The sequence below is a fragment of the Hyphomonas sp. J20-32 genome (genome assembly GCF_055808555.1).
Genome location: NZ_CM147873.1, coordinates 1719879 through 1743935, shown reverse-complemented (window position 1 = coordinate 1743935; position 24057 = coordinate 1719879). Strand labels below are relative to the sequence as shown.

Below are 24057 nucleotides of genomic sequence, written 5' to 3'. Positions count from 1 at the left end.
TGGCAGGCTTTCTGTTCTGTTTCAAGCCGCGTTGAGACCCGGCTATTCGTCCGAAGGCTCGGCAACCGGCGCTGGCAGCGCGGCCATGGCAAGATTTGCCGCCTCTTCCTGGGCCTTGGCCATTGCGGCTGCCCGCTTGGCCTTGAGCTTCGTGTCGCGTTCTGCGGCGACGCGGCGGAACTGGCGGATACCACCGCCCGTACCGGCCGGGATCAGGCGTCCGACGATGACGTTTTCCTTCAGGCCGTCCAGCGTATCGATCTTGCCCTGGATGGCCGCTTCGGTGAGCACGCGGGTCGTTTCCTGGAACGACGCAGCCGAGATGAAGCTGCGGGTCTGGAGCGACGCCTTGGTGATACCGAGCAGCAGCGGATTGGCCGTGGCCTCGCGCTGGTCCTTCTTGCGGGACTTGCGGACAACTTCATTGGCGTCATCGAAGTCAATGACGTCGATATGCTCGCCGACGATGAATGGCGTATCGCCACCGTCGAGAATTTCGACCTTCTGAAGCATCTGGCGGACAATCACTTCGATGTGCTTGTCGTTGATCGGAACACCTTGCAGGCGGTAAACCTTCTGGACTTCCTCAATCAGGTAGTTCGCAAGCGCTTCGACGCCCAGTGTCGACAGGATGTCCTGCGGCGCCGGGTTACCGTCCATCAGGTACTCACCACGCTTGATGAAGTCGCCATCCTGAACCGCGAGGTGCTTGCCCTTCGGCACAAGGTAGTCGATCTGGTCGCGACCTTCCTCGATTGGAACAATCGAGACACGGCGCTTGTTCTTGTAGTCACGTCCGTAAAGAACCTTGCCATCGACCTCTGCAATGATGGCGTGGTCTTTTGGCCGGCGCGCTTCAAACAGTTCAGCCACGCGCGGCAGACCACCCGTGATGTCCCGGGTTTTCGCCCCACCGGTCGTGACACGCGCGAGCGTATCGCCGGCTTCGATCTTGTCCCCTTCAGATACCGAGAGGATCGCCCCCACGGACAGCAGGTAGACCGCATCGGAACCGTTAGGCAACTTCACGGGGTCACCGTTCTTGTCGACGACCTGGATGGACGGTTTGACATCTGCCGACTTCGAGGCCGAACGCCAGTCAATCACGACGCGGGACGAGATACCCGTCGCCTCATCGGTTTCCTCGCGTACGGACACGCCGTCGATCACATCGATCAGCTTCGCCTCACCAGCGACTTCCGACACGATCGGTTGAGCGAACGGATCCCAGTCCGCCAGCAGCATGCCAGGCGACACTTTGGCCTTGTCCTTGACCATGAGGCGCGTGCCATAGGCCGGACGGAAGGACTGACGGGTACGACCGTCGGCATCGACGATTTCGACCTGCATGCGCCGGCCGACAACCACAATGCTCTTGTCTTTTCGGGTCACGAACTCGGCGTCGGTAAACCGGACCGTGCCTTCGAAGCTGGCTTCGACGGACGACTGGTCTGCCACCTGCGCCGCGCCACCGATGTGGAACGTACGCATGGTAAGCTGCGTGCCGGGCTCACCGATGGACTGTGCCGCGATGACGCCGACCGCTTCGCCGCGGTTGACGACAGTGCCGCGGGCAAGGTCACGGCCATAGCACTGGACGCAGATGCCGTTGCGGGCTTCGCATGTCAGGGCCGAACGGGCCTTCACCACGTCAACACCACACTTCTCGATCTCATCCGCGAGATCTTCATCAACATAGGTGTTGGCCGGAGCAACGAGCGCGCCATCGGCACCCTTGATGTCCTCTGCAGTGACGCGGCCGAGCAGACGCTCTCCGAGCGACACGACTACATCCGCACCTTCCATGACCGCACTGATATCAATGCCCTTTTCGGTGCCGCAATCGTCTTCGTTGATGATGCAGTCTTGCGCAACATCGACCAGGCGGCGGGTCAGGTAGCCCGAGTTGGCCGTTTTCAGAGCCGTATCGGCAAGGCCCTTACGCGCACCGTGCGTGGAGTTGAAGTACTCCAGAACAGTCAGGCCTTCCTTGAAGTTCGAGATGATCGGCGTTTCGATGATCTCGCCCGATGGCTTGGCCATGAGCCCACGCATGCCGGCAAGCTGCTTCATCTGGTTCTTCGAACCACGCGCACCGGAATCGGCCATCATGTAGATCGAATTGACCTGGGCCTTCCGGTCTCCCTTGGCAGCCTGGGCTTCAGCAGCCGAATCCATCATGGCGTCAGCGACCTTGTCCGTACACGTGGACCAAGCGTCAACAACCTTGTTGTACTTTTCACCACGCGTGATGAGACCATCGGCATACTGGCGCTCGTATTCGGACACCTGCTCCTTGGTCGCTTCAACAAGCTTCTTCTTGGCCGCAGGAATGACCATGTCGTCCTTGCCGAACGAAATACCGGCCTTGCAGGCCTCCTTGAAGCCGAGCTCCATCATCTTGTCACAGAAGATGACCGTCGCCTTCTGGCCGCACAGGCGGTAGACTTCGTCGATGATCTTCCCGATCGCCTTCTTGGTCAGCGTCGTGTTGACCATGTCCGGCTGGATGCCCTTCATGCGCGGCAGGATGTTCGCAACCATGTAACGGCCCGGCGTCGTTTCGATCACGCGGCGCCATGGCTTGCCCTCGTCATCAACGCCCTCGTACATCGCCTTCACTTTCGAGTGCAGCGAGACGAAACCATTGTCGAGCGCCTGTTCGATCTCGGCGAGATCGCTGAACAGCATGCCGTTTCCGGCTTCTTCGTCCCGGTCGAGCGACAGGTAATAGAGGCCGAGAATAATATCCTGCGACGGAACAATGATCGGCTTGCCGTTCGCAGGCGACAGGATGTTGTTGGTCGACATCATCAGCACGCGGCATTCCAGCTGCGCCTCAAGGCTCAGCGGAACGTGAACGGCCATCTGGTCACCATCGAAGTCAGCGTTGAACGCAGCACAAACCAGCGGGTGAAGCTGGATGGCCTTGCCTTCGATCAGCTTGGGCTCGAACGCCTGGATGCCGAGACGGTGCAGCGTCGGCGCCCGGTTCAGCAGGATCGGGTGCTCGCGGATAACCTCGTCGAGGATGTCCCAGACTTCCGGCTTTTCTTTTTCGACCAGTTTTTTGGCAGCCTTCACTGTGCCGGCAAGGCCCTTGGCGTCTAGACGCGCATAGATGAACGGCTTGAACAGTTCGAGCGCCATCTTCTTGGGAAGGCCGCACTCGTGCAGTTTCAGGTTCGGGCCAACCACGATGACCGAACGGCCGGAATAGTCGACGCGCTTGCCGAGGAGGTTCTGACGGAAGCGGCCCTGCTTGCCCTTCAACATGTCGGAGATGGACTTCAGCGGTCGCTTGTTGGTGCCGGTGATCGTACGGCCACGACGGCCATTGTCGAACAGGGCATCGACGGATTCCTGCAACATCCGCTTTTCGTTGCGAATGATGATGTCAGGCGCGCGCAGCTCCATCAGGCGCTTCAGGCGGTTGTTCCGGTTGATAACGCGGCGATAGAGATCGTTGAGGTCAGACGTCGCGAAACGGCCGCCATCCAGCGGCACCAACGGACGAAGGTCGGGCGGGATGACCGGCACGACTGTCAGGATCATCCATTCGGGCTTGGCCCGCGAGGTCAGGAAGGATTCGACAACCTTGAGGCGTTTGGAGGCCTTCTTGGTCTTCAGTTCCGATGTCGACTCACGCAGGTCGTCGCGAAGCGTATCCGCAAGGGTGGGAAGATCCAGGTTGCGAAGGATCTCACGGATGGCTTCAGCACCGATCATGGCGGTGAATGCGTCTTCACCCAGATTGTCCTGGGCATCCATGTATTCTTCTTCGGTCAGGAGCTGTTTGGGCTCCAGTTCGGTGAGACCGGGCTCGATGACGACATAGCTTTCGAAGTAGAGCACGCGCTCCACGTCTTTCAGCGCCATGTCGACCAGAGTCGCAATCCGGGACGGCAGCGACTTCAGGAACCAGATGTGCGCAACAGGCGCAGCAAGATCAATGTGGCCCATGCGCTCGCGCCGGACGCGCGCCAGCGTGACTTCAACACCGCACTTCTCGCAGACGATTCCGCGATACTTGATGCGCTTGTACTTTCCGCAAAGGCACTCGTAGTCTTTCACAGGACCGAAGATGCGCGCGCAGAACAGGCCGTCGCGCTCGGGCTTGAATGTCCGGTAATTGATGGTCTCGGGCTTCTTGATCTCGCCCGATGACCACGAGCGGATCTTTTCCGGGCTCGCGATCGAGATGCGGATCGCCTCGAAAGTCGGGGCGGGAGTATTCGGGTTAAAAATGCTGGCGACGTCCTGGCGCATGGGTGTCTGCTCCTTGGGTGGGCGGTGTTGTCGGGGCAATGGGCCCCTGCCCTCATGAAATTTTGTATCGACCGTGACGCCCCGCAAAAACGATTCTCGTTTGGCGGGGCGTCCCGTATTTCGCGTATTGTCTACTCGGCAGCGACCGTGGACTCTTCGTCCTCGATTTGACCGTTGTCTTCCTCGATCAGTTCCACATTGAGACCGAGAGAGCGCATTTCCTTGATCAGGACGTTGAAGCTTTCCGGGATGCCGGCCTCGAACGAATCGTCGCCACGGACGATCGATTCGTAAATCTTCGCACGGCCCGCCGTGTCGTCCGACTTGACGGTCAACATTTCCTGCAGCGTGTAGGCAGCGCCATAGGCTTCGAGCGCCCACACTTCCATCTCACCGAAGCGCTGTCCGCCGAACTGCGCCTTGCCGCCCAGCGGCTGCTGGGTGACGAGCGAGTAAGGACCGGTGGAACGCGCGTGAATTTTCTCGTCCACGAGGTGGTGAAGCTTGAGCAGGTACTTGTAACCGACTGTCACCGGGCGCGAGAACTGAACACCCGTCCGTCCGTCGAACATCTTCACCTGGCCCGAGGTGTCGAGACCGGCACGCTCAAGCAGGTCGTTGATGTCGCTCTCACGGGCACCGTCGAAGACCGGCGTCGCAATCGGCACGCCATTGCGCAGGTTGCCCGCAAGCTCCACGATTTCATCATCGGTTTCGGGCAGTTCCTGCTCCTTGCCATAGGCCGTAACCAGAGCTTTTCGCAGGGCCTTCATGTCATGCTTCTGGTGGAATTCTTCCAGAGCCTGATCGATGATGCGGCCAAGGCCGCGGCACGCCCAACCCGTGTGGGTCTCGAGAATCTGACCGACGTTCATGCGCGATGGCACGCCCAGCGGGTTCAGCACGATGTCGACCGGCGTACCGTCTTCAAGGAACGGCATGTCTTCGCTCGGGTTGATCTTGGAGATCACACCCTTGTTGCCGTGACGGCCAGCCATTTTGTCGCCCGGCTGAAGCTTGCGCTTCACGGCCAGGAAGACCTTGACGACTTTCATCACGCCCGGAGGCAGGTCATCGCCGCGCTGGACCTTGTCGACCTTGTCATTGAAGCGGGCTTCAAGCTCATGGATCGAGCCATCGAACTGGGCGCGCAGGGCATCCAGTTCGGCCTGGGCCTTTTCAGACTTCAGGGCGATATCCCACCACTGGCTTTCGCTCAGCTCTTCAAGCGCCGCAGCGGCAATCCGTCCAGGCTTGAAGTTCTTCGGTCCGGCAACGGCTTCCTTGCCGGTCAGCAGGTCAGCCAGACGCGCATAGGTGTTGCGCTCGAGGATGGACTGTTCGTCTTCCTTGTCTTCCTGCAGCTGCTCGATCTGCTCGCGCTCGATCTGAAGCGCACGCTGGTCCTTGTCGATACCGTGGCGATTGAAGATGCGAACATCCACAACCGTACCGGCATCGCCTGGAGGCACGCGAAGCGACGTATCGCGAACATCGGATGCTTTCTCACCAAAGATGGCGCGGAGGAGTTTCTCTTCCGGCGTCATCGGGCTCTCGCCCTTCGGCGTGACCTTGCCGACGAGAATGTCGCCTGCCTTCACTTCAGCACCGACTGCCACGATCCCGGCTTCGTCGAGGTTGCGCAGGGCCTCCTCGCCGACGTTTGGAATGTCGCGCGTGATCTCTTCCGGCCCAAGCTTCGTGTCGCGAGCCGCGATCTCGAATTCCTCGATATGGATCGACGTGAACACGTCATCCTTGACGATGCGCTCGGAGATCAGGATCGAGTCTTCAAAGTTGTAGCCGTTCCACGGCATGAACGCGACGAGCACGTTCCGGCCAAGAGCCAGCTCGCCGAGATCCGTCGACGGACCGTCAGCGATGATGTCGTTCTTCGTCACGACGTCGCCCACTTTGACGATCGGGCGCTGGTTGATGCAGCTGTTCTGGTTGGACCGGCGGAACTTGGCCAGGCGATAGATATCAACGCCAGACTTCGAGCCTTCGAGGTCCTCGGTTGCCCGAACCACGATGCGCAGTGCGTCAACCTGCTCGACCACACCCGCCCGGCGGGCAATGATGGCTGCGCGGCTGTCGCGGGCCACGATGGATTCCATGCCCGTACCAACAAACGGTGCTTCGGATTTGACCAGCGGCACCGCCTGACGCTGCATGTTCGAACCCATGAGCGCGCGGTTGGCATCGTCGTTTTCAAGATATGGAATGAGCGAGGCAGCAACAGACACAACCTGCTTCGGCGAGACGTCCATGAACTGGATGTCGTCCTTCGAAACCATGGTGGCTTCGCCGGCAACACGCGCGTTGACGAACTCGTTCTGAAGCTCGCCCTTGGCGTTGACCGAGGCATTGGCCTGGGCGATCGAATAGATCGACTCTTCCATGGCCGACAGGTAGACGACTTCGTCAGTCTGCTTGCCGTTCACAACCTTGCGGTAGGGGCTTTCGATGAAGCCGTACTTGTTGATCCGCGCATGCGTGGCCAGCGAGTTGATCAGGCCGATGTTCGGGCCTTCCGGCGTCTCGATCGGGCAGATACGGCCATAGTGCGTCGGGTGAACGTCGCGGACTTCGAAGCCGGCACGCTCACGTGTGAGACCGCCCGGGCCAAGTGCCGAAAGGCGACGCTTGTGGGTGATTTCCGAAAGCGGATTCGTCTGGTCCATGAACTGCGACAGCTGGGACGAGCCGAAGAATTCACGGACAGAAGCCACAACCGGTTTCGCGTTGATCAGGTCGTGCGGCATGACCGTGTCGATATCGACCGAGCCCATCCGCTCCTTGATCGCACGCTCCATGCGCACGAGACCGATGCGATAGTTGTTTTCCATCAGCTCGCCGACCGAACGCACCCGGCGGTTTCCGAGGTTGTCGATATCGTCGATTTCGCCCTTGCCGTCCTTCAGGTCGAGGATGACCTTCATGACGCCGAGGATGTCGTCATTGCGCAGGACGCGCATGCTGTCTTCTGCCGCTTCGTAGCCTTTGACGGCGACGCTGAGGCGCATGTTCATCTTGACCCGGCCAACAGCCGAGAGGTCGTAGCGCTCCGGATCGAAGAACAATTGGCCAAACAGCGCGTCGGCCGCTTCCTGCGTCGGTGGCTCACCAGGGCGCATCACGCGGTAGATGTCGGACAGCGCCTCGAAACGCGTCTCATTCTTGTCGGCCTTGAGCGTGTTGCGCAGCCATGGGCCACGGCCCGACGCGTCGATGTCGAGGACTTCGATCGTCTTGATGCCGTATTCGCGCATCTCGGCGATGACTTCCTCTTCGAGCATGTCGCCAGCTTCACCAAAGATTTCGCCAGTTTCCATGTTGACGACGTCACGGGCCAGGAACTTCCCGATCAGAGCCTCTGACGGAACGAGAATCTCGTCCGTGCCGGCTTCGGCAATACGCTTCGCCTTCAGCGCGGTGATCTTCTTGCCCGCTTCGGCAATCGACTTCTTCGACTTCGCATCGATCAGTTCGAATTCCGGCTTGAGGCCCTTCCAGGCTTCCGAACGGAAACCCGTGATCCAGCCCTTTTTGTCCATGCGATAGATGGAGTGGGTGTAGAACAGGTCCAGGATCTGTTCGGTGTCATAACCAAGCGCATAGAGCATCGTCGTCGCCGGCAGCTTGCGCTTGCGGTCGATGCGGATGTTCAGGACGTCTTTGGCGTCAAACTCGAAATCGAGCCACGAGCCGCGGTAAGGAATGATACGCGCCGTGAACAGGAGCTTGCCGGACGTGTGGGTCTTGCCCTTGTCGTGGTCAAAAAACACGCCAGGCGAGCGGTGCATCTGCGAAACAATCACGCGCTCCGTGCCGTTGACGACGAACGTACCCTTGTCGGTCATCAGCGGGATGTCACCGAGATAGCATTCCTGCTCTTTGACTTCCTTGACCGAGCGGGCGCCCGTGTCTTCGTCGATGTCGAAAACGACCAGCTGGAGACGAACCTTGAGCGGCGCCTGATAGGTCAGGTCGCGCTGCATGCATTCCTCAACGTCAAACTTTGGCGTTTCGAACTCGTAATTGACATACTCGAGCGTCGCGCGCTCGGAAAAATCTGAAATCGGGAACACCGATTTGAAAACACCTCCGAGCCCATCGTCCGTGCGCTTCTCGCGCGGCGTGTGCATCTGAAGGAAGCTCTCGTAAGAATCGCGCTGAACCTCGATCAGGTTCGGCATTTCAATGGCTTCGGGAATACGCCCGAAGGACTTGCGGATACGTTTCTTTTCCGTGAAGGAGAGTGCCATCCCAGGATCCCAATTTTGTCCGTCCGGGCCACATGGCCACAGACCTTATAACCAGAACGCGAGTTCGCGGCGGCCCCTGAAGAGACCGCCGCGCATTTCTTGAATAGGACAGCGCCTCGCGCGAACACTGTCCGAATTTGAAGAAGCAGGTGCTTACTTGAGCTCGACGGTTGCGCCGGCTTCTTCGAATTTCTTCTTGATCTCTTCAGCTTCAGCCTTGGAGACGCCTTCTTTGATTGCCTTAGGTGCAGCTTCGACCAGGTCTTTCGCTTCTTTCAGGCCGAGAGCCGGAACGACATCACGAACGGCTTTGATGACGTTGATTTTCTTGTCACCAGCCGACGTGAGAATGACGTCGAACTCGGTTTGCTCTTCAGCAGCAGCAGCCGGAGCCGCACCACCTGCAGCCGCGGCGACAGCCACGGGCGCAGCGGCGGAAACGCCCCACTTTTCTTCAAGCAGTTTTGCGAGCTCAGCAGCCTCAAGAACGGTAAGGGCCGAGAGGTCTTCGACAATCTTTTCGAGATTTGCCATTGTTTGATATCCTGTTTGGTTCGGTTGTTAGTACAAATTTGTCGCGAAAACGGATGTCTTAGGCGGCGTCTTTCGACGCGTAAGCCGACACCACACGGGCAAGCTGGCTGGCCGGGGCCTGAACAACGCCAGCGATTTTCGTCGCCGGTGCCTGCAGGAGGCCAACAATTTTGCCACGAAGCTGATCGAGAGAAGGAAGCTTCGCGAGAGCCTGAACGCCATCGGCATCCAGAACCACATCGCCCATCACGCCACCGATGATGATGAATTTCGCATTGTCTTTCGCGAATTCATCCGCTGCTTTCGCAGCCGACACCGGGTCAGGTGAATAGGCAATTGCCACAGGCCCCTGGAACAGGGCCTGGGCATCGTCGCCACCTTTTCCGTCCAGCGCAATTTTTGCCAGACGGTTCTTGACCACCTTAAGCTGACCGCCGTCCTTGCGAAGGGCGCCGCGCAGCTTTGTCATTTCCGCAACGGTCATTCCGGAATAGTGCGTCACGATGACAGCACCGGACTCTGCGAAAACCCCTTTAAGGGTCTCGAGGGCCACTGTTTTTCCAGCTTTATCCATAGCGGGTCTCCAGTAGAGGCGCCCGGACCATCCGGCCGCCCTGGTAATCGCCTTCCGCCCGAAAAAAGAGCTTCCAGCGCCTGCCCAGGGATTGGCCTGCCCGGTATAGCTGCCCAGGGAAAATGCCCCGAACACCCGAACCGTTTCAACGCCTCACCCCGTCTGCATAGGTGGCCAAAATGCCTTTATCTCACCCGAAGGATTGACCTATGGTCTTGGACAGGAAAACGGGAGGCCGCCGATACACATCGGTGATCTCCCGTCAAGAGAGGTCTGTTAACGCTTTATCCAAAGGGCTGCAACCCCCTTCGGTCATAAAATGTGCACTCGCAAGAAAAAGCCCGGCGCCAATGTGGCCCGGGCTCATTTCATTCTGACCTGATCAGCGGAAGATCAGGCGGATTTGGCCTCTGACGTATCGATCATAACGCCTGCACCCATCGTGGAAGACAGGGAAATCTTGCGTACGAACGTGCCTTTTGCGCCGGTTGGGCGGGCCTTGACGAGCGCGCTGAGGAACGCATTCACGTTTTTCTCGATTGCATCCTGGCTGAAGCTCGCCTTGCCGATGCCGGCATGGATGATACCCGCCTTCTCGACACGGAACTCGACAGATCCGCTTTTCGCATCCTTGACGGCCTGCGCGACGTTCGGTGTCACGGTGCCGACTTTCGGGTTAGGCATCAGGCCGCGTGGACCCAGAACCTTACCGAGGCGGCCGACGACTGCCATCATGTCCGGCGACGCGATGACGCGATCAAAGTCCATGAAGCCGCCCTGGATCTTCTCCATCAGGTCTTCTGCACCGACAAAATCGGCGCCTGCAGCCTTGGCCTCATCCGCCTTGGCATCCTTTGCAAACACAGCGACACGAACGTCCTTGCCCGTGCCCGAAGGAAGGTTGACCACGCCGCGGACCATTTGGTCTGCGTATTTCGGGTCAACGCCAAGATTGACGGCGATATCGATGGTTTCATCGAACTTCGTCTTTGCATTGGCCTTCACGAGCGAGACAGCCTCGCTGACGGTGTAAGCCTTGTCGCGATCAACTGTTTCAGCGATTGCGCGAGCGCGTTTTCCTGGTTTCGTCATTGTTCTTACTCCACCACTGTCAGGCCCATTGCGCGGGCGGACCCGGCAATGATCTTGGACGCTGCGTCGAGGTCGTTCGCGTTGAGGTCTTCCATCTTCATTTCCGCGATTTCGCGAACCTGCTTCATGGAGACAGAGCCGACCGTGTCATAGCCAGGCTTCTTCGAGCCGGAAGCAGGCTTCTTGCCGAGCTTCAGGCCGGCAGCCTTCTTCAGCAGGACCGAAGCCGGCGGCGTCTTCGTGACGAACGTGAATGATTTGTCCTGATAATACTGGATCACGACAGGAATCGGCAGGCCTTCTTCCATGCCCTGCGTCTTGGCGTTGAACGCCTTGCAGAATTCCATGATGTTGATGCCGCGCTGACCGAGCGCCGGGCCGACGGGCGGGGAAGGGTTTGCCTTGCCTGCGGGAATCTGGAGCTTGATCTGCCCCAGCAGTTTCTTAGCCATTGTGTCCTCACAATTGTTACGAGGGGACGGTGGTCTTTCGATCCGTCCCGATTGGGTATCGAGGGTCCGCGGTTCGGCTGGCTGGCCTTCCGCAGAAGCGCGCGTATGGCGCAATCACCCCTGCGGGTCAAGCTGGCCTGATGCAAAAAGCCCGGACGGCGCAGGCCATCCGGGCTGTTTCAGTCGCGACTTCGAGCCGGACTACATCAAGGCATAACCGCGCGCGTTGATATACTGGCGCAGGGCCGTTGCCCGGTTGGCCGGGTCCGGGTGGGTCGACATGAATTCCGGCGGCCTTGCTCCCGTGGAGTTTGCGTCCATGAGTTCCCACAGGCGCACGGATTGCGTCACGTCGTAGCCGGCATTGTGCATGTAGTCGACACCCAGCTTGTCCGCTTCCAACTCGTTGGACCGGCTGTAAGGCAGGATGACACCATACTGGACAGCTGCGCCGCCAAGGGCCCCGATCGCAGCGCCATACTTGCTGAGGGTCTCGGACTGGCCGACGGCGATCTGGCCGGCCATCAATCCGACCTGCGCTGCGGTCTGGATCGAGTAGCGCTCTGCCGCGTGACGTGCGATGACGTGGCCGGTTTCATGGCCGAGCACCGAGGACAGCTGGTCGTCATTCTCCGTCAGTTCCGTAATGCCCCTGTAAACGCCGACACGGTTGCCGGGCATCACGAAGGCATTGACGTCGTCAGTATCGAAGACGGCCACATCCCATTGTTCATTCTGCTTGCCGGCACCTGCTGCCGTCCGGTTCCAGACATTCAGAACGCGGTTCTTGAGGGCCGTATTCGATGTTTGGGGCGTCTGCGCCTTCATGTCGGTCCAGGCCGCCGCCGCCATCGTCGCAATCGCATCGTCTCCCACCAGCAGGAACTGGCTGCGCCCTGTGGCGGGATTGGTCGTGCAGCTCGATATGAGTGGGAAAACGGTCCCTGCCGCCAGGCCGCTGATAATGCCACGCCGCGACAGGTTTATCCGCGGGGCATCTTCGAGAATCTTGCTGTCAAATTCGATCCGTTCAGTCATCTCAATCTCCGTTGCGGTGTGGCGCTGAGGGTAACCATCATCCGCCAAATTGCAATCTGGAAGGCCGCGTCACTGCGCCCAAACTGGGCTATGAAGACTGAACCTGTAATGAATGAAGGTCTGGCTCCTACTCGTCGGCAACGTCGCCGGACAGGATTGCAGCCTGCTCAACCCAGCCTTCGCGGGAAATCCGTCCCGAGAAATTCAGGTGATGATCGACCCAAGCAATATTCTCCGGGCTCCAGGCCGCGATCTGGTCATAATGGAAGATGCCGAGCTCGTTCAGCACTTCCTGGATCTTGGGGCCGATGCCACCAATGATCGTCAGGTCATCAGGCGCGTCGGCGACCGGCTTTTCAAGCGCGATGGGCCGTTCGGCCTCAATCTCGTCCTCGGCCTCGTCCGATTCTTCGGCATCATCTTCATCGTCCGAATCCAGGTCGCCCTCGTCGACCTCGTCCTCGTCAAAGGCGTCTTCGTCGATGTCGCCTTCTTCGGAATCGTCATCGTCGTCATCGACGTCTTCATCATCGGCTTCGTCGTCGTCCGAATCCTCATCTTCATCGGACTCGTCGTCATCTGAGTCGTCGTCATCATCCGACTCGTCGTCTTCCGATTCGTCGTCATCCTCATATTCGTCGTCGTCTTCGCCCGACTCATCATCAGAAAACGTGTCATCGTCCGCTTCTAGCGCGTCGTCGAATTCCGCATCATCGTCATCGTCGTCTGACTCAGCTTCATCTTCGTCATCCGCTCCAGACTCGTCGTCCTCATCAGCCAGGTCGGCCTCGTCGGCATCAGCCGCCGCGTCCGCCTGCTCCAGTTCGGTCAGGATCGCATCCGTGGCCGAAACCGATTCCGCACCATCGTCCGACGAAGACTCGTCCGCAGCATCCGAAGCGTCTTCCGACGCAGACGCAGAATCCCCTTCGAAATACGCCACGCGGCCTTCGAGAAAGCGATTGCGCCAGCGCAGGCGCGCGAGTTCCTCATTCACGTCACCCTCGGCGACGGGATGCGCTGAACCGGCAATTGCGGCGGGCTGGGCGGCCAGTTCGGCCTCAAGCGCTTCGACGCGCTGCTTCAGGACGTCCGTCTGCCACTTCAGCTTGTCGACCTGGGCTGCGTCCTCATGGGACGCACTACTGGCCACCGCATCCGCAGGCACGACTGTAGCGGCCGCAGCGGTGGCCGGCTGGTGGAGCGCCGACTCCAGGTGCCGCACGCGGCTTTCGAGATGGCGGTTTCGCCAAAGCAGGCTTGGTTCTTCGTCAGGTGCCGTCGCTGCGGGCTTGGCCGAGGCAGCCGCGGGAGCGACGGAGCTTCCACGCCCGGCACCGGATTTCAGGGCTTCAAGCTCTGCCTTCGACCGCGCCAGCTCGGACGATAGTTCTGCCATTCGCTTTTCGCGCACGTTGAGCTCGGCTTTCAGGGCGGGATCACTCGCCCCGGGGGCGGTATTGCGCTGCGCGGCGTACAGGCCCTCGATTTCGGCCCTCGCCTGCTCCAGCTCGGTCTTGGAAACGTCGCGGTCGACGCGCGCCGTGCGCAGTTTGCCAACCAGAAGGATGCCGCGAACGGACCACCCGAAAAGGAGCCCGAACAGTCCAACAGCGGCAAGCGCCATCCACATGTGCGTGAGTAGCCAGGACATTATTCGCTCCGTTCTAGAACAGTGATTTCGATCTGCCGATTGTCTGCCCCGGCGTCAGCCGAATCAATAGCCTGCTCCGCAACACCGGGGCCATAGCCAATCGCAGACAATCGGTCGGCATCAATGCCTGCTACTTTGAGGAAATCAGCCACATTGGCTGCGCGGGCCCTCCCTAGTTCCACGTCTGACCGTGCCGCGTTCATGGCGTCACCATTGCCAACAATGGTGAAAACCAGCGCAGGGTCGCAGGCATCGACGGCACTTGCCAGCCTGTCGAGCGCATCGCCGCTATCGCGACCGGGGGCTGAAGCGCCCGCAGCGAAGGCGATCGGGCTGGTATCCAGCAGGGAGGAAACAATGTCCTGGCACGCGTCGAGCGCGAGCGGCGACGCGCCGGTTGCAGTTGAGGCAGGCAAATGACGGTCGACAACCAGATTCGCCGAATAGGCGCCTGATAGACCCGCCAGGTCTTCTTCAAGGTAGGCGAGCACGCTCGGCCCGGCCTCGCCCGCGATATAGAAGCCAGTTCCGTCTGGATCGAAAGCCATCTCGCCATCCTGGAACCTGGCAAACTGGGGCAGGCCCCGACGGACTCCGTCCATCCATCCGGGATAGGCTTGGTCGGCGACTACCATCTCGTCGGTAACATCGCCTTTGAAGTGTTTTCGCGCGAGCGTCAGGATTTCACGGCGCTCGGATTCACTCGACACATTGCCCTTGAGCAACAGGCCCGATTCCGACACGCGAGCCAGCCAGAGGGACGCGCCGCGGACCATCGGCTCACCCTTGAATGGCGCCGCAACATTGCTGATTTCGGCCTGAACCTTTGCGCGAATGTCCGGATCAGCGGACACGCCATGTACGCGCAATCGCCGGTCATTGAGGCTGACATCGCCTGAGCTGAGGCGCGCCAGTTGCTGCAGGCCGAGACGCGCCATTCCCTGCCAGTTTCCGGCGGGTGCGCCGGTGGCGAGTTGCATCCGGTCGTCCACGTCGGCACCATTCGAGAGGAGAGCTGCCTCGCCCAGCAAGGCCTTGCGGATGGCCTTCGAGGGCACATGTCCGGAGAGCACGTAAGCGCCTTGCAGGGTTTTTTCGGCGCGCCAGACATAGGGCGACACAGGCGGTGCGCTGTCAGCGGCATTCTCGACCTGGGTCACGCCTCCGAAGATCAGGCCACCCGGACCGTCGGCCCCCAGAACGATCAGTGCGGCGTCGCGAACCGCATCGGGCGACGGGGCCTTTCCGGAAAGGACGGCGCGCTGGCCATCCATGTTCACGACGGCCCAGTCCATGCCGGCAGCCTTGAGCGCGGCCGAGGTTTGCTGCTGAAGACGGAACTGCAGGTTTGCAGCATTCTGCGGTGACTGATAAACGCCCCACCAACTCGCGGCGACAAGACCGGCGAGCGCCACGAGGGCGAACAGGTAATCGAGTAGCCTCATTGGGACCCCTCTTATTTTCCTGAAGACACTTCCCTGTGCTCAGGGATGCCCTATTCAACCTTTATCCGCAAGACTTCTGCTGTAGGCCCCATTCTCCATAAATCACCCGATTGAGACCATCACCAGCCCTTCGAATGCGCTCATTAAGTCCTTGAAAAGTCTTGAAAGGAAGAAGGGACGTGCCGAGACAGGCCTTTTCCTGGCAGAGGGTGCAAGACTGGTCGAACAGGGCCTCGAACAGGGCTGGAGAGCGGAGACGCTCGTCATTGCCTCAACGATGGCGGACCGGCCTCATCTGGCAACCCTCGCCAAGCGTGCCGGCGCGGCCGGCGCGCGCGTCGTGCAAGCGCCTGAACGCTTGATGTCCAAGATCACGCACAAGGACAACGCCCAGAGCGTGATCGCCTCCTTCCATCAGGCTCACCGGCCGCTCGAAGCCTTGAATTCCGAGGGCGACGGCATCTGGATTGCACTCTATGAGGTGCGAGACCCCGGCAATCTCGGCACCATCCTGCGCACCGCAGACTGCGCTGGTGCCAAGGGCGTGATCTTGCTTGAAACCTGTTGCGACCCGTACAGTTTCGAAACCGTCCGGGCGTCGATGGGTTCGATCTTCGACATGCCGTTTGCGAATGCCACGTTCGATCAGTTCAATGCATGGAGGCACGACGGCAAGATGAGCCTGACGGCGGCCTCGGTGAACGGCACCGTGCGTCACGACCAGGCACCGTTCGGCCCCCGCGCCGTGATCATCATGGGTAATGAACAGGCCGGCCTGCCAGAGTCCATCGAAGCCCAATGCGACACGCTGGCCCTCATCCCGATGCGCGGCGGCGCCGACAGCCTGAACCTTGCGCAGGCCACGGCCATCATGACATACGAATCCTGGCGGCAGAGAAATTTCCAATGATTACAGAAACAAAACTCCTCATCGCCGATGACTGGGACGATTATGCGCTGCTCGACAGCGGTCATTTGAAGAAGCTGGAGCGCTTCGGCAGCCAGACCGTGATCCGGCCTGACCCGCAAGCCTTCTGGGAGCCTGCCCGGCCACTGGACAGCTGGAAGGCCGATGCCATTTTCGCCAGTAAAAGCAGCGACGAGGATGGTGGCGGCCAGTGGGAAATCCTCTCGCCGCGCGCCGTCGAGGAATGGCCGATGCGCTGGAACGGCCTGACCTTCACCGCGCGCCGCACGGCCTTCCGTCATATGGGCGTATTCCAGGAACATTCGGTCCATTGGCGCTTCGCACAGGATCAGGTCCGCGCCGCCAAAAGGCCCGTTAAGGTCCTGAATTTATTTGGCTATACCGGAATGATGTCGCTCGCCTGCGCTGCCGCCGGCGCGGAGGTGACGCATCTGGACGCCAGCCCGAAATCGAACGGTTTCGGCAAGGATAACCAGGCCCTGAGCGGCCTCGCAGACAAACCGATCCGCTGGATCGCCGACGACGCGATGAAGTTCGTCGCCCGTGAAATTCGCCGCGGCAACCGTTATGACGCCATTGTCCTGGACCCACCCAAGTTCGGGCGCGGCCCCAAGAATGAGACCTGGCGCTTCGAGGAAGACCTGCCGCTCCTGCTTGATAACATTCGGGAATTGCTGAGCGATTCCCCGCTATTCGTGATCGCGACGGCCTATGCCGTGCGCCTGTCCTACCTCGCCCTGTCGCAGACTTTGGCCGACCGGCTCAGCCCGCTGGGCGGCATCATGGAACAGGGAGAGATGGCCCTGCCGCAGCAGGGAAAAGACCGCCTCCTGCCGACGGCCCTCTACGCCCGGTGGCGCGCCGCCTGACCGCTGGATAGCCTGCTCCTTTTCCCGCAACAGCGATACACGGAAAAAGCCCGAAACCAACACGAAGACCGCACGGACATGCACGGTGCGGCAGCTGCGCCTTTCTCGCGTTGCATGGCCAGGTCGCGCGGTGCCTTTTCATCGGACCTCACGCCCAAAAGAAAACGGCGGCCCCGAAGGACCGCCGTTCCCGAATGTTTGCCATGAGGCGTTGGACTAGAAGTCCAGCGTCGCACCAACGAAGAAGTAACGACCAAGAGCGTCGTACGTCTGTGGGTAGGTGTTACCGTTACCCGTTGTACCGGTCGAAGCCGACAGTGGTGGATCTTCATCCAGCACGTTGTTGACGCCGAAGCGGAACGTAGCGTAGTCCGTCGCGCCCCAAGTACCGGCGAGATCGAAGTAGTTCGTTGCATCAAGCGTGGAGTCGACGCGACCAGTTGCACCGGTGTCGAGATCGACAGCACCAACGTAGCGCCATGTACCAGACACTTCGAGGCCCTCAACAGGTGTGACCCACTGCATACGGGCGCGGTGACGCCATTCCGGGATCGGAGTCGTGCAGTCGTTGCCATACTTCGCAACACAGTCATACGCGTAACCAGCGTTGCCGACAGGGTCGACATCGTAGCTGTTCAGGTAGGTACCGTTCATGGACAGGTTGAGTGCACCCATCTCACCGATATCGAAGCCGTAGGCACCGCTGATATCGACACCCGACGTGGCGATGCCACCGATGTTGATATTGGTGTCTACAACGTTACCCGTACCGACCCAGAGTTGGCCATTCGCGTTACGCTGGATGCGGCTACAGGCATCCATGTCACCTTCAAGGTAGCAAAGCTGCATGGTGACGCTGCCACCGACCGTCGAGATCGCCTGCTGAATGTCGATGTCATAGTAATCGACCGACAGGCTGAGGCCCGGCAGGAAGGTAGGCGTTGCAACGAAGCCAACCGTATAGGTGTCAGCTTCTTCTGGCTCGAGGTTAGGGTTACCACCCTGCAGGTAGTTGTACTGGCCAGCGGGGCTGTTCAGTGCGCCACCGTTCGCCTGGGCACCGTTCACCTGCCATGGGTTGGAACCGATACATGCGGATGCATCCGCCGTGCCGTCTTCGGCCGGATCCGTGAAGTCGCAGAGGTCATCGTCAAGGTCGAACAGGTTGAAGCCCTGTGCCTGGAAGAGGTCGATGACGTTTGGCGCACGGACAGCTTTCTGGAAGCTGGCGCGGAAGCGGATGTCTTCGCTCGGAGCATAGTCGCCGCCGATCTTGTAAGCGTCCGAGCTCGTTCCCGTCGAGTAGGACGAGTAACGATAAGCACCTTCGAGCGACAGCAGCTCGATGCCGGGCTGGCCGGAAACGAGTGGCAGCTGGAATTCACCGAAGGCTTCGTATGCATCGATAGCACCCGAAAGGCCGATCGTTGGTCCACCCTGACCAGCACCGTCACCCGTAGCGAACGAGTTGTCAGTGATGGATTCAAGCGAGTCACGGCGGTATTCAACACCGAGCGCCACTTTCAGGCCTTCGTCAGCCGATGGCATTTTCCAGCCATACTGACCGAGGTCGCCGGAGAGAACGCCAGACACGATGTTCTGTGTCGTGGTGCCGCTCTGCAGCAGTGGAACCTGCAGGTAGTTCAGAGCCGCTTCCGTAACACCACCGATTTCGAAGATGTTGTACGGTACACAGTTCGGATCGGTGCCGTCGAGGACGCTGGCACAAACCGGCGTGCCGGAACCATCGTCAACCACGTCAAGAGCGCGCGTGAGGCGCGTGATCGAGAATTCGTTCGTGTAGGAACGGTTCATCGTGACCTGCGAGTACTGAGCAGATACGTCATACGTCCAGCCTGGCGCTTCCGGCAGGTCGCCACGAAGGCCGACAACACCGCGATAGGTCTGGTAACCGAGGTTATCCGTACGTCCGCCGCCTTCGACGTTACGACGTCCGAAGTAAGATGGAACCACACCGTCGAATGCTGCCGAACCAAGCGTTCCGTCAGTATTCAGGAATGGCGACGCGCCCGTAATGGCATCTTGCGTACCAATTGTGGCAGCAACCCAAGCCGCACCGACGGCAGGATCATCAAAACCGGCAATGAAGTCAGCAACTTCGTCATCGGTCGTGTCTGGATCATCAACGATATCCGGCACGAGGTCGATCGCACAAAGGGCAGCCTGCTGGCTGGCCGACAACAGCGCATTGTCGCAGCTGATCGTGTTCGTCACGAAGAAGTTACCCGACGGCGCGATCTGCGCTTTCGACTGGTAATCCATGAACATGACCGAAGTATAGGCTTCGACGTTCGAGTTGATCTCGTAGTGGCCATTGAAGCCGAACGAATAACGCTCATCCGGACGCTGGTAATAGTTCAACGGACCATAGTTGTACTGGTCAGTCGCGCTGTTCCAAGGCTTGAAGTCGCCAGTTGCCTGGTCGATCGTGTAGTTGAAGCTGTTGAAGTCCGTAATACGGCCCGGATAGGACGTGGACGAACCACCACATGTGAAGCCCGTGGCAGATGCCGAACCAATGGCACAAGCCGAATAGTCACGGTTGCCCTGGAGGACTTCGTCATTGTCGCGGAACGAAATGTATGCGGTCAGGTTGCCGCGGCCATCATCGGTGTTGACACCCATGATCGCGGTCACTTCCTTCGAAATACCGTCAACGACGTTATCTTCCGGAACCTTGAACTGAGCCGGGTTCGACGCAGCACGGCTTTCGATCACGCTGCGAAGGTCGCCGTTCGTGTCATAGTCGTTATTGTGCTGGAAGAAGCCGTACTGGGTGTCGATCTGCACGCCTTCGAAGTTGTCCTTCATGATGAAGTTGACAACACCGGCAACAGCGTCCGAACCGTAGACAGCCGAAGCGCCGCCGGTCAGCACGTCCACGCGCTCAACAAGAGCGCCCGGGATCAGGTTAAGGTCGGCAGCCGCATCGTTTGGCGAACCGTATGGCATGCGCTTGCCGTCGATCAGGACGAGCGTACGCGTCGCGCTGCCACCCTGGTCGAGGTTACGAAGGCTGACCGTAGCCGTACCGGACGCACCGTTCGAAACAGACGAGTTCTGCGCAGCAAATGCCTGGGGCAGCTGGGTGACAAGGTCTTCAACGCGGGTCACGCCCTGAAGCTTGATGTCTTCGGCCGAAACACTCGTCACCGGGCTGGTCGTGACAAGGTTTGGCGACGCGATGCGCGAGCCAGTCACATAGACTGTAGCCTGACGCGCGGTCGCATCCTCTGCTGCCGGCGCTGCGACTGTGTCGACTGCGTCATCAGCTTCCTGAGCTGTAGCGAGCATACTCGCCGATGCCATAAGTGCAGCGCCCGCAAATACGGACGAGGCAAGCAGGCGGGATTTCATGGTATTCCCGTTCACGTTGGTACCTCCAATTGTTACAAAGGCGCCCTGTTCAGGACGCTAGCCCGGACCCCTGATTCCGGGACTTGGCCATATCGATAGGGCTTTCGTCACGTAGACGTCAACGCGTCGTTACCTTTCCGTCATCAAATCCGACCGGGTGTGGTTTATTTGCCTCAGTCGCGGGCATTTCCTGCCTCAAGTGAGGAGGAAGCTGAGAATGACCAGGCCCATGGCCAGCGAGGCGAGCAAAATCATGCCGAGAAACAACAAAATACTGGTCCTGAGCACCGACATCGCGCGCCCCGTCCGGTAGGCAACCCGCAACATCCTGTAAACATAGATAAAAATGGCCAGAATGCTGCCAAAAACAAGCCCCTCGACGGTTTGCGGGAAAAGCGCCACTGCAAGCAAAAGTGTGGTGCCCAGCAAATAGAGAAACGTCTGGAAATGCAGGCCGACAATGAGATGGTCGTATACATAGACCTTGCGGTGCCAAGCGTAGAGCAAAGTCAGCAAAAGGGAGAACACTGGCAAGAACAAAAGGCTGAACCGCGGAGCCCATTGACGCAACCGGGCGCCGAAACGGTCCTGGTTTTCGTACACCGTCGCCGCCTGCTCGGCCGCCTTGTAAGCCGTCTCCATTTCCGCTGGTGTTGAACCAGCGTCCATACGGTCGCGGATCAGCGCGCGCAGTGCGTCGCGATCAATTGTGCCGTCGGGCAGCAGAGTCTCGGCGAATGGGAAAGCCGGATCCCCCTGCTCGCTTCCGGCTGGCGTTTGCGCATCGAACCCGGCCTGTTCCAATCGCGCCGTCGCTTCCTCGCTTGCGGCCTGATCGGCCGCCGCAACGTGGTTTTCTGTCACCCCCGCGGACATGACCGGGTCGAATTTCCAGCCTGCAAACCACCCCAATTCGTCGCTCAGCGTGAACACGGTCAGGAAGAAGACGAGCGACGCCAGCAGGAACATCCGAAACGGCGGGACATAGCGCGCCCGCTGGCCGTCCAGGTAGTTGCGAGTCACGCGTCCGGGCCGGAACATCAGCACCGGCAAGGTTCGCAGCAGTCGGCCGTCCAGCGAAAACAGGTCGGCGAGGCTGCCTGAGATCAGCTCCCAAAAGGGACGGTGGAAATCCGAAGCGAGCTGGCCGCAAGTTGTGCAGAACCTGTCCGCAACGATTTCACCGCAATTTTTGCAGGGCTCGCCCGATTGCACCGGATGGTGCCCACCCGCTGACAAGCCACCAAGTGATGCTGCACCTGCAACTTCGACATCATGCTCCATGCCGCCCTCCCCGCGACCCAGAAAACTATTTCGTTTTCATACCGTCCCGGCAGAGAAAACGCGAGCGGTGCTGGTCGACGGCATTGTCGGTCCAGCCTGTGAGGCTTGGATCAACCAGGTTCTTGGTCACCTGGAACCACATCGGCGTGATCGGGTAGTCGTTCAGCATGAGCTGCTCGGCTTCCGCAAAGGTTTCGGCGCGCTTCCTGAGGTCGAGTTCGGCGTTCGAACGGGCCAGAAGTGCGTCATATTCCGGGTTCGAATAGCGGCCATAGTTCTGCTGGCCGGTGTTTGACTCCAGAAGGTACAGGAAGTTTAGCGGATCATCATAGTCGGCAACCCAGGCACCATCGGAGACCTGGAAATCGGACTGGCGCAGCCGGGCGTAAAGCACTTTGGTATCCTGCTTGATGATCGTGGGCTCGACCCAAGGGGCGATTTCGGCCCAATTGGCCTGGGCCACCGGCGCAGCCTTTGGATTGTCGTCGGTCGAGCGGTGGATGAATTCAAACCTGAACGGATTGTCCGGACCGTATCCGGCCGCTTCTAGCAGGCGCTTCGACTCAGCGAGCCGTTCTGCGCGGGGCATGTCTTTCCAGTCAACCGACGGACGCTCGACGTCATAATTGTCGATACCGGGCGGAACCATCGAATAGGCTGGCAGGAAGCCGGGCGTCAGGACGTTGCGGACGATGAATTCGCGGTCGAGCGCCATCGCGAGCGCCTTGCGGACCCGCACGTCCTTGAACGTCTCCTGCGAGGAATTGATGCTCCAATAGGTCGTGTTAAGCGACGGTGTCGTGCGCGGCCAGCCCGGGAACTTCACCTCAAGTTCGGCCTGGCGGGCGCCGTCAAACGCATTGTTTATGTCGAGTTCACCCGCCGCAATCTTGTTCTCGACGGCCGTCTGGTCCTCAAGCTCGTAATAGACAACCCGGTCAAAACAGACCTGGTCAGCGGCGAACCCGGTCGGGTTCTTCTCCGAGACGAGCTGGTCGCCAGTGCGCCAGTAGACGAGCTTGTAGGGGCCATTGGTGACAATGTTCCCCGGTTGGATCCAGGCGTCGCCGAACTGCTCGACGGCGTGCTGGGGCACCGGGTAGGTCGTGTAATGGGTCAACAGGCCGGGCAGGTAAGGTGCAGGGTATTCGAGCGTGAGTTCGAGAGTCTTGTCATCGATGGCGCGGACGCCGAGCTCTTCAGGCGCCATTTCGCCCGTATTCACCTTGGCGGCGTTCTTGATGACATACAGCAGGGACGCGTATTGCGACGCGACTTCCGGCTTCTGGATCCTGCGAAGGGCGTAGACAAAATCTCCAGCAGTCACCGGCGCGCCATCCGACCAGACATAATCTCCAAGGTGGAACGTCCAGACCAGGCCCGTCGGGTCTGTCTCGTAGCTGTTTGCCATGCCGTAAACGGGCTTTCCGTCCTCACCGTGAGTCATGAGGCCGATCATCATGTCGCCGATAACGATGTTTTCCCACTGCGCCGACGACTTGTGCGGGTCGAGCGTGTCGACCTTGGCTGAAATGCCTCGGCGAAGCGTTGGCACGTCGTCAGCCGCCTTGCCACCACCGCCGCCACAGGCAGCAAGGGCCAGCACCAAGGCGGCCGTCACGGTCGAACTCATCAGGGGCTTCAGCATCATGTTTCTTGTCTCCGGTGGCTTTCCGGCAGGCGCCAGATTTGCCACACTGCTGCCAGACTGGCACGGCTTTGGAAACCCTGCGGCCTGACACGAACACAGAGGACAACCTGCAATGACCCGATTCCTGAGCGCGATTGCCGCGATTTGCCTCGTTTCAATGCCCGCACTGGCAGAGGACGTTTCCACGGATGACGTCTATGCCTGCGCTGGCATCAGCACCGATGCCGAAAGGCTGGCCTGCTATGATGCGGCCGTCGGACGCCTGAAAGCCGCTGAAGATGCCGGCGAAGTGACAACAATCACTCGTTCCGAAGTCGAGAAGGTGAAACGCGACTCTTTCGGATTCTCGATCCCGTCCCTGCCGTCCCTGGCGCTGAAGAAGAGCGGCGGAGCCGACACGGACCTGAATGAGATCACGACGGGCGTAACGTCCGTACGCATGGACAGCGCCGGCAAGCTGCGTGTTACCCTGGATAACGGGCAGGTCTGGGTGCAGATCGACGACAAGAGCACCCGCGCAAGGAACCAGACCGAAGCCCGCATCTATTCCGCTGCCCTCGGGAGCTACAAGATGAAGCTCGACGGCGGACTGGCCTTCCGGGTGCGCCGCGAACAATAGGC

Annotated in this window: 15 protein-coding genes; 3 read left to right on the top strand and 12 right to left on the bottom strand. The window is 59.8% G+C overall.

From position 1 onward, the window contains the following. Positions 1-42: 42 nt before the first annotated feature. From rpoC to AC0L7I_RS08570, 9 genes are all read right to left on the bottom strand, one after another. The gene (gene rpoC, locus AC0L7I_RS08610) at positions 43-4269 is read right to left on the bottom strand and encodes a DNA-directed RNA polymerase subunit beta' (protein WP_473396037.1); all 4227 of its coding nucleotides are present in this window, start codon (positions 4267-4269) and stop codon (positions 43-45) included. Positions 4270-4400: 131 nt separating this feature from the next. Next, positions 4401-8537 (bottom strand): DNA-directed RNA polymerase subunit beta, encoded by a 4137-nt coding sequence (rpoB, locus tag AC0L7I_RS08605; RefSeq protein WP_473396036.1) that lies wholly within the window; start codon positions 8535-8537, stop codon positions 4401-4403. A 153-nt stretch (positions 8538-8690) separates the two neighbouring features. Beyond that, positions 8691-9071: a 50S ribosomal protein L7/L12 gene (gene rplL / locus AC0L7I_RS08600; protein ID WP_473396035.1), complete on the bottom strand. Its 381-nt coding sequence runs from the start codon at positions 9069-9071 to the stop codon at positions 8691-8693. Between the two features lie 58 nt (positions 9072-9129). Then, positions 9130-9645: a 50S ribosomal protein L10 gene (rplJ, locus tag AC0L7I_RS08595; RefSeq protein WP_473396034.1), complete on the bottom strand. Its 516-nt coding sequence runs from the start codon at positions 9643-9645 to the stop codon at positions 9130-9132. A 393-nt stretch (positions 9646-10038) separates the two neighbouring features. Next, positions 10039-10737: a 50S ribosomal protein L1 gene (gene rplA / locus AC0L7I_RS08590; protein ID WP_473396033.1), complete on the bottom strand. Its 699-nt coding sequence runs from the start codon at positions 10735-10737 to the stop codon at positions 10039-10041. Between the two features lie 5 nt (positions 10738-10742). After that, positions 10743-11189: a 50S ribosomal protein L11 gene (gene rplK / locus AC0L7I_RS08585; protein ID WP_473396032.1), complete on the bottom strand. Its 447-nt coding sequence runs from the start codon at positions 11187-11189 to the stop codon at positions 10743-10745. 201 nt (positions 11190-11390) lie between these two features. Then, positions 11391-12227 (bottom strand): M48 family metallopeptidase, encoded by an 837-nt coding sequence (locus tag AC0L7I_RS08580; RefSeq protein WP_473396031.1) that lies wholly within the window; start codon positions 12225-12227, stop codon positions 11391-11393. Between the two features lie 127 nt (positions 12228-12354). Next, positions 12355-13881, bottom strand: a complete 1527-nt coding sequence (locus AC0L7I_RS08575; protein WP_473396030.1) for a hypothetical protein — start codon at positions 13879-13881, stop codon at positions 12355-12357. Next, positions 13881-15326 carry an OmpA family protein gene (locus AC0L7I_RS08570; protein WP_473396029.1) on the bottom strand — a complete coding sequence of 482 codons (1446 nt, stop codon included), beginning with the start codon at positions 15324-15326 and terminating at the stop codon, positions 13881-13883. Before AC0L7I_RS08570 ends, AC0L7I_RS08575 begins: the two co-directional genes overlap by 1 nt. Positions 15327-15423: 97 nt before the next feature. Here AC0L7I_RS08570 and AC0L7I_RS08565 point away from each other — a divergent pair, with 97 nt between their 5' ends. Together AC0L7I_RS08565 and AC0L7I_RS08560 are read left to right on the top strand one after the other, a co-directional pair. Beyond that, complete coding sequence (locus tag AC0L7I_RS08565) at positions 15424-16236, top strand: TrmH family RNA methyltransferase (RefSeq protein WP_473399128.1); 813 nt, start codon at positions 15424-15426, stop codon at positions 16234-16236. Further along, positions 16233-17123, top strand: a complete 891-nt coding sequence (locus AC0L7I_RS08560; protein WP_473396028.1) for a class I SAM-dependent methyltransferase — start codon at positions 16233-16235, stop codon at positions 17121-17123. Before AC0L7I_RS08565 ends, AC0L7I_RS08560 begins: the two co-directional genes overlap by 4 nt. 216 nt (positions 17124-17339) lie before the next feature. On the opposite strand, the gene AC0L7I_RS08555 is transcribed toward AC0L7I_RS08560, so the two are convergent. The 3 genes from AC0L7I_RS08555 to AC0L7I_RS08545 all read right to left on the bottom strand — a co-directional run bounded on the left by AC0L7I_RS08555 (position 17340) and on the right by AC0L7I_RS08545 (position 23436). Beyond that, positions 17340-20516: a TonB-dependent receptor domain-containing protein gene (locus tag AC0L7I_RS08555; RefSeq protein ID WP_473396027.1), complete on the bottom strand. Its 3177-nt coding sequence runs from the start codon at positions 20514-20516 to the stop codon at positions 17340-17342. Between the two features lie 180 nt (positions 20517-20696). Next, positions 20697-21785 carry a DUF3667 domain-containing protein gene (locus AC0L7I_RS08550; RefSeq protein WP_473396026.1) on the bottom strand — a complete coding sequence of 363 codons (1089 nt, stop codon included), beginning with the start codon at positions 21783-21785 and terminating at the stop codon, positions 20697-20699. A gap of 25 nt (positions 21786-21810) precedes the next feature. After that, entirely contained in the window at positions 21811-23436 is a 1626-nt protein-coding gene (locus AC0L7I_RS08545) for a peptide ABC transporter substrate-binding protein (RefSeq protein ID WP_473396025.1), read from the bottom strand. Between the two features lie 112 nt (positions 23437-23548). Here AC0L7I_RS08545 and AC0L7I_RS08540 point away from each other — a divergent pair, with 112 nt between their 5' ends. Then, positions 23549-24055 (top strand): hypothetical protein, encoded by a 507-nt coding sequence (locus AC0L7I_RS08540; protein ID WP_473396024.1) that lies wholly within the window; start codon positions 23549-23551, stop codon positions 24053-24055. Positions 24056-24057: the final 2 nt, after the last annotated feature.